General features: G+C 43.7%; 3 protein-coding genes and 1 pseudogene. 3 read left to right on the top strand and 1 reads right to left on the bottom strand.

Annotated features, from left to right (window positions below; translation table 11 throughout):
• Positions 1 to 427 (top strand): hypothetical protein (locus ACFSYC_RS19515; protein ID WP_377130549.1); only part of this gene is annotated, 427 nt, incomplete at its 5' end.
• Positions 428 to 760: 333 nt separating this feature from the next.
• Here the strand turns inward: ACFSYC_RS19515 and ACFSYC_RS19510 are convergent.
• Positions 761 to 2653 (bottom strand): beta-L-arabinofuranosidase domain-containing protein, encoded by a 1893-nt coding sequence (locus ACFSYC_RS19510; protein ID WP_377130548.1) that lies wholly within the window; start codon positions 2651 to 2653, stop codon positions 761 to 763.
• Positions 2654 to 2790: 137 nt separating this feature from the next.
• Between ACFSYC_RS19510 and ACFSYC_RS19505 the strand changes: the two are divergent.
• Together ACFSYC_RS19505 and ACFSYC_RS19500 are read left to right on the top strand one after the other, a co-directional pair.
• Positions 2791 to 3828: pseudogene (locus ACFSYC_RS19505) on the top strand (family 43 glycosylhydrolase).
• A 79-nt stretch (positions 3829 to 3907) separates the two neighbouring features.
• The gene (locus ACFSYC_RS19500; protein ID WP_377130547.1) at positions 3908 to 6079 is read left to right on the top strand and encodes a GH92 family glycosyl hydrolase; all 2172 of its coding nucleotides are present in this window, start codon (positions 3908 to 3910) and stop codon (positions 6077 to 6079) included.
• The last annotated feature ends 383 nt before the right edge of the window (positions 6080 to 6462 follow it).

Below are 6462 nucleotides of genomic sequence, written 5' to 3'. Positions count from 1 at the left end.
TGAAAACACTTTTACAGCTCTCGCTGCTATCGTTCGCCAGCTAATTGCATGGTCACTTTGCCACGGAATCAGGTGGTCAACATCCCCGGAATATCAACGTATAGATCGAATTAACTCTTTAAGTTATCGTAGACTAATTGAAAAGCAAGCAATTGAGTTTAGCAACAAGATACATGTCTTTTATCCTTATCTGAGCCAATCCATTGAAGTAAATCAAATTGTGAAGCTTCTTACCAATATCAATATCTTTATTCAAACGTTTAATGATATATCCATCAATAACAAGTTCGAAACTTTTGCAAGCTTAGATGATCAAATTAGCGAAGACCATATCCCTAAAACCATATCCTATAAAATAGAAGCCTTATATGATGTTCAGTATTTCGATTTGAATGCTGATTTTGAAACGGGTTTAGATCAAATCTAAAATTAAGAAACAATTATGCAAGAGTTGATTAATGTAGATTTATTTTGATTGAACAACCGTCGAATAATATTTAAAAATGGATTACTATAAAACCTTTTTTTATCAGTATTTTTGATAAGCATTGACAGCAAATAAAAAGCCAGCAATTGCGCAATAGTTCCTTAGAAGTTTCAGAAAATGCCCTAAATCACACCCTCGTCTACAAGGTGTAATCAAAGTATTTGATAATGAATGCATTAGAGCGTTTTGGATGCATCCTGCCATCCCGACAACAAAGCGATACCAAGTATCAAAACCCTCTGAATTGAAAGTTCAGAGGGTTTTTCGTTTAGATTATTTCTCCGCCGGTTTTATAAGTTGTGGCATCCACACCTGAAACGATGAACTTAGTTTACCATTACCCGCTGATGCATAGTCGCATAAAATTAACTTTGCGCCTGCCGCACCTTTTTCTGTATACGCCTCAGGCACAAAAGTGGCTCTGTATAACATCAAGATATTATCCCCGGTTGTATTTTTAACCTCCGTTAAATTGATGTAGCCATCTTTATCCGCATAAGGTTTCATCATCGTAGTAATAGCTGCGCCAGCAAATCGGCTATCGCGCGCCAACACTATCGGTCCCCTAATTATAGCCGCGCTGGCTGCGGTGCTCCCCGTGTTAACTACGTGGCCACGCATGTCTAATTCAAGCGTTATTTTATCGCCAGTTTTCCAAACCCGGCTTATTTTAGCGTAGCTGCCTCGCTGTACGTCATTTATAACTTGCCCATTTACGGCTAGCTTGGTTGCTTTGCTATATTGAGGTATTCGTAAAAAAATCTCAAAATTCTCAGCTTTCGGCATGTCGATTACCATCTCTATCACACCTGATCTGGGGTAAGTAGTGGTTTGTTTTAATGTGGCCACCTGTGCTTTAAGCGTTTTAAATTTAAATGTGCCTTCTGCAAAATAGTTTACCTGTACACCTTCCTTACGTTCCATAACCGTTTGCAGTGGATAAAGAAACAATCCACGCGGGCCACTTGCTTCACAACAATTGAGCCCCATGCCACATTGCTCGCTGCCGGGCAAGCGCTGGCCGTTAAGTGGTGTATATTTGGCCCAGGTTGCCCCGTTATTGCTTAACGATCCCAATAGTGCATTGTAGTAGGTTTTCTCCGCCTCATCGGCATACTTCGCTTCGCCTGTTAAGCGCAATAACTGGCTGCTTAGTTTTAGCCAGGTTACGGTAACGCATACTTCCTGATAATGGTTAATAGGCAGGTTCTCTATCGGCTTGCCGCTAAACCACATCTCTGTCGAAGCGCCTGAGCCTGCTATATTTATCTCTGTTTCCTTGATATTTGTCCATGTAGCTATTACCGCTTTTTTGTAAGTTTCATTTCCGGTGATGCGGTAAAGTTCGAGCAATCCCTCATAACACGACATCATTTCATAGGCCTTCTGTCCCTGCTCCGGGCTGTACCAGTTTTTAGGTTTTTCAAAACGCTGCCCTACGTTTGTATTGGCTTTGCTGATAAGTTGCGGGCCTTCGGGTGTTTCCCATTGGCGGACGATTTCTAAGGCAAAGTCCAGATATTTTTTATTGCTGGTTTGATTATATAATAGGCATATCGGCTCTAACACAGATGCTGCTGCCATACCGCGATAATTGCCTTTAGTTACGATGATTCCGTCCTGCTTTTTCAGGTCATCCATCAAATTATCAGCTACACGCATAGCGCCTGTAAGGCTTTTTTTGTCTTTGGTGACACTATAATAAGCCAGCAACCCTAACATGCAGTACTTGCGTCCCCAGATGTCCCATTCTTCAAGGCGGTGGTTTGGAGCGTAATTGCCGATGTAGCCATCAGGTGACTGTTGCGCAAGCAAGCCCGTAACTGCGTGGTCTAGCACTAATTTCAATCTCTCGCTGGGTTGATATTTATAGGCCAATACGGCCGATGTAAACCATTTACCCCAAAACTCCGTTTGCCACAAGCGGGTTTCGGTACGTTTCTCGGGTTTAAAAGCATCTATCAAACGGTCTGCATCCTGTGCCAGTATCCGGTTATTTAGGTCACCGCTTAGTTTCTCGGCTAGATAGCCCGACAGCGATATGTTTTGCGCAGGCGATAAAACGTCTTTCACTACAGGCGTAACTCTTTTTTGAGCCTTACTATCCGCTACGATAAAACATAGTGATATCCCGATTGTGGCAAATAATAATATTGCTTTGTTCATGAAAATAGATTTGCATTAGGTATTGTAAATATTACAGCTAAATTTATCTATAATTACCAGTAATACTATAATTAACCTAATATTTAGCGCATCGCTAACTTTTATAAACCATATACGGATTTTATTTTTTCGTTGATATGAAAGCTAAACTTATCATTACTCTATTGCTTGCTTGTGCCATCAATGCGCTTGCGCAGCAACCTAACAGCAATGCAAATGGCGGGGCCAGGGGCCGTTTTCAAGTTGGCGATATCACTACTGATCCTGGTGTGCGCGACCCATGCCTGGCTAAAGAGGGCGATACCTTTTACTGTTATTTTACCGGGGGCGGCATACAAGTATGGTCATCTAAAGACATGAAAAGCTGGACGAAAGAACCGTCAGTATTTAGCGTAGCGCCATTATGGGTAGTGCAAAAACTGCCAAGTTTTAAGGGATTAGGCTTTTGGGCGCCCGATCTGAGCTTTCATAATGGCTTATGGTATTTGTATTACGCGACATCTATATTTGGCAAAAACACCTCTATAGTTGGCGTTGCTACCAACAAAACCCTCGACCCCAACTCCAAAGACTATCAATGGGAAGATGGCGGCATGGTGCTGCAATCGGTAACGGGTAGAGATGATTGGAACGCCATTGACCCTAACCTGGCAGTTGACGAAAATGGCACTGGTTGACTGAGCTTTGGTTCGCACTGGAATGGCCTGAAGCTGGTTAAGCTTAACCCCGACTTTAAGACGCCGGCCGAACCACAAGAATGGTACACCATAGCCGCCCGACCGCGCGATTTTAAATATAAAGATGCCGAACCAGGCAACGGCGCGTTAGAAGCTCCATACATATTTAAGAAAGGCGCATTTTATTACCTGTTTATATCATGGGATAGCTGCTGCTCGGGCGTTAACAGCACGTATAACATTAGGGTAGGGCGATCGGAAAAGATTACCGGCCCTTATCTGGATAAATATGGCGTTGATTTGGCTAAAGGCGGAGGTACCTTAGTTAGGGGAGGTGATGTTGGCTTAAACAAAACCGTTTATGCCCGTGGTCATAATTCGGTACATACGTTTGATGGTAATGATTACTTGGCCTATCATTCTTACACCACAACTTTTGAGCGTTTAGGCATTGATAAACTTAACTGGGAAAACGGTTGGCCACTGGTTAAACCGTAACATCTTTGCAGGTAACAATATTAACACATTAACCCTTGGGTAGCCTGTTTATATATATTTGATTCACCAATATTATATGATGATGAGAACCCCAATCAAAACCATTTTAAGTGCGGCTACGGTTGTTTTACTGGCAGCAACTGCCAGCAAGGCGCAAACCTCGGCGCATACTAAATTAGTTAACACCTTTGTAGGCACCGAGGCGGTTGCCGACCCCGAAGTTTTAGGCTACAAGGCGCCCCGCAATTGGCGCCCCTGGTCTGGCTTAACCTTTCCGGGTAGTTCTTTACCTAACGCTATGGTGCAGCTTAGCCCTATGACAAAGTACCAGCCAGCAGGGGCGGGATATGAGTACGAAGATTCATCCATTGTATCATTCACGCACACTAATAAAGGTCACTGGAACTTAGGTAATATCCCTATCTTGCCTATGTCAAAACCGGGCTCCAGGTTTGGCTCTAGGTTTCAACATAAAAGCGAGAGCTCATCACCAGGCTTTTACCAGGTTTACTTAGATGATTATGGGGTAAAGGTTAGCCTAACCTCAACTCTGCGTTGCGGTTATCACAAGTACGAGTATAAAGATAACAAGGACCGCCAGATCCTTTTCGATCTCTCAAAAGCGCTGAGCCGCGCTAATAGTTGGAGTATAGCTCAAGATGGCGACAACGCGGTGCAGGGCTTTCAGGGTGGGGAGGGTATTTACTTTTATGCTACTATCAACACCAAAATAGCCAGCCTTGATAAAAAGGACGAGGGCCAGAGCACCGGAAACGCAATTATACACCTGGCCGATGGCAGCACAGGCCCGGTTGAGTTGAAGATTGGTTTGTCTTTTGTTAGCATTGCCAACGCTAAGCAGAACTTAGAGACAGAGCTTGCAGGCAAGACCTTCGATGCTGTGCGTGCCTCAGCTGACAAAACTTGGGAAACCCTTTTATCATCTATCGATGTTAAGGGCGGCACGGCCCGCAACCGAGAAATGTTTTACTCATCGTTTTACCGCTCTTTCCTTTGGCCTGCTTTGCGGAGTGATGTGAATGGTGAATACCGCAATGCGCGTCGTCAGACTGAGAAGGCGGCTTTTAGATACTATACAGAGCCATCGCTTTGGGATACGTATCGTAATAAGGATGTGTTATTGGGCCTGATAACACCGGATGTTACGCTCGATGTGATCAAATCAATGAAAGATGTAGGCGACAAGACCGGTTATATCCCTACTTTTTTCCACGGCGACCATGGTGCTTCGTCTATTGTAGGAGCCTACCTGAGGGGTATCGATAACTTTGATGTTAAGGGTACCTACCAGCTCCTGCTGCATAACGCTAATGTACCTTCAACAAACGGGCGTGGTGGCAGGCAGTTCCTTGCGCCATATCTAGAGAAAGGTTACATCCCTGATCCGGACATAGCCACGCCTAAAGTGGAGACTAAAGGCACCGCCGGCGTATCGAAGACCTTAGAGTATGCCTATGACGACTACTCGGTAGCACAACTAGCTAAAAAACTAGGGGACGATGCGAATTACAAGATCCTGATGGCACGCTCTAAAAACTATAAGAACGTGTTCGACCAATCGACTAACTTTATGCGTGGTAAGCTGGAGGATGGTAGCTTTATCAAGAATTTTGACCCACAATATCCTTATTATGAGTATATGTTCCGCGAGGCTAATGCCTGGCAGGTGTCGTTCTTCGTACCGCATGATATGCCGGGCTTGATAGCGCTATATGGCGGCCCCAAGAAGTTTGAAGGGAAGCTCGATTCATTATTCAGTGTGCCTTGGAACCCTAAGTATATTGCCCGTAATATTGAGACCTTCATCGGCCAGTACTGCCAGGGCAACCAGCCCGATCATGAGGCGCCGTTTGCTTATACCTTTATAGGCAAGCCTGAGAAGACGCAGAAGGTGCTGGACAACATTCTAAACAATCTTTACGGTATTACCGAAGGTAACCGTCAACTGGCCGGTATGGACGACGCGGGCGAGATGTCGGCATGGTATGTTTTTAGTGCCATAGGCTTATACCCGTTCTCTGCTACCGATTCAAACTACATCGTGACGGCGCCATTGTTTGACGAGGTTAAGTGGCGCACCAGCAGCGGCAAAACCATTACCATAAGCAAACCGGGTAAGGGGAGGGCCATTACATCAATCAAGGTTAACGGTAAAACCAATAACGGCTACTTCGTATCGCATGATGAGCTGTTTAAAGCAGGTGGTAACATTACGATTGCGACGAAATAAAGCGGCTAGCGATTTGATAGCTATACGAACGTGATAAGAGATCATTATCGGCATTTTATACTGTTTCAACTGTTTCAAAAAATATGAAACAGTTGAAACAGTATTTTTTTTAAGGCGCTCATTATAACCTAATTACAATAATGAGTGAAACAGTTTGCAACAGTAGTGATACTTTAAAGTTGTGGCGCTAACAGGTTATAAATTAACTAGTTAATTTGTTTTTCGCTTGACGGCCATTAAAGTAGTGAATCAGATGTCATGAAACAGTGTAAATCTATTTCAGGACAATGACCCGTCCTGAAAAAAGTTTACACTATTGGTTGTTAATACTGGTGTTAGTTTACACTTTAAAGTTAGTACTAAAATAGGTTTACACAATTACG

It is taken from the genome of Mucilaginibacter antarcticus (assembly GCF_042686155.1).
Classification (GTDB): domain Bacteria; phylum Bacteroidota; class Bacteroidia; order Sphingobacteriales; family Sphingobacteriaceae; genus Mucilaginibacter; species Mucilaginibacter antarcticus.
Note: the sequence above shows the minus strand (reverse complement) of the source record. Positions and strands in the feature narration are given on the sequence as shown.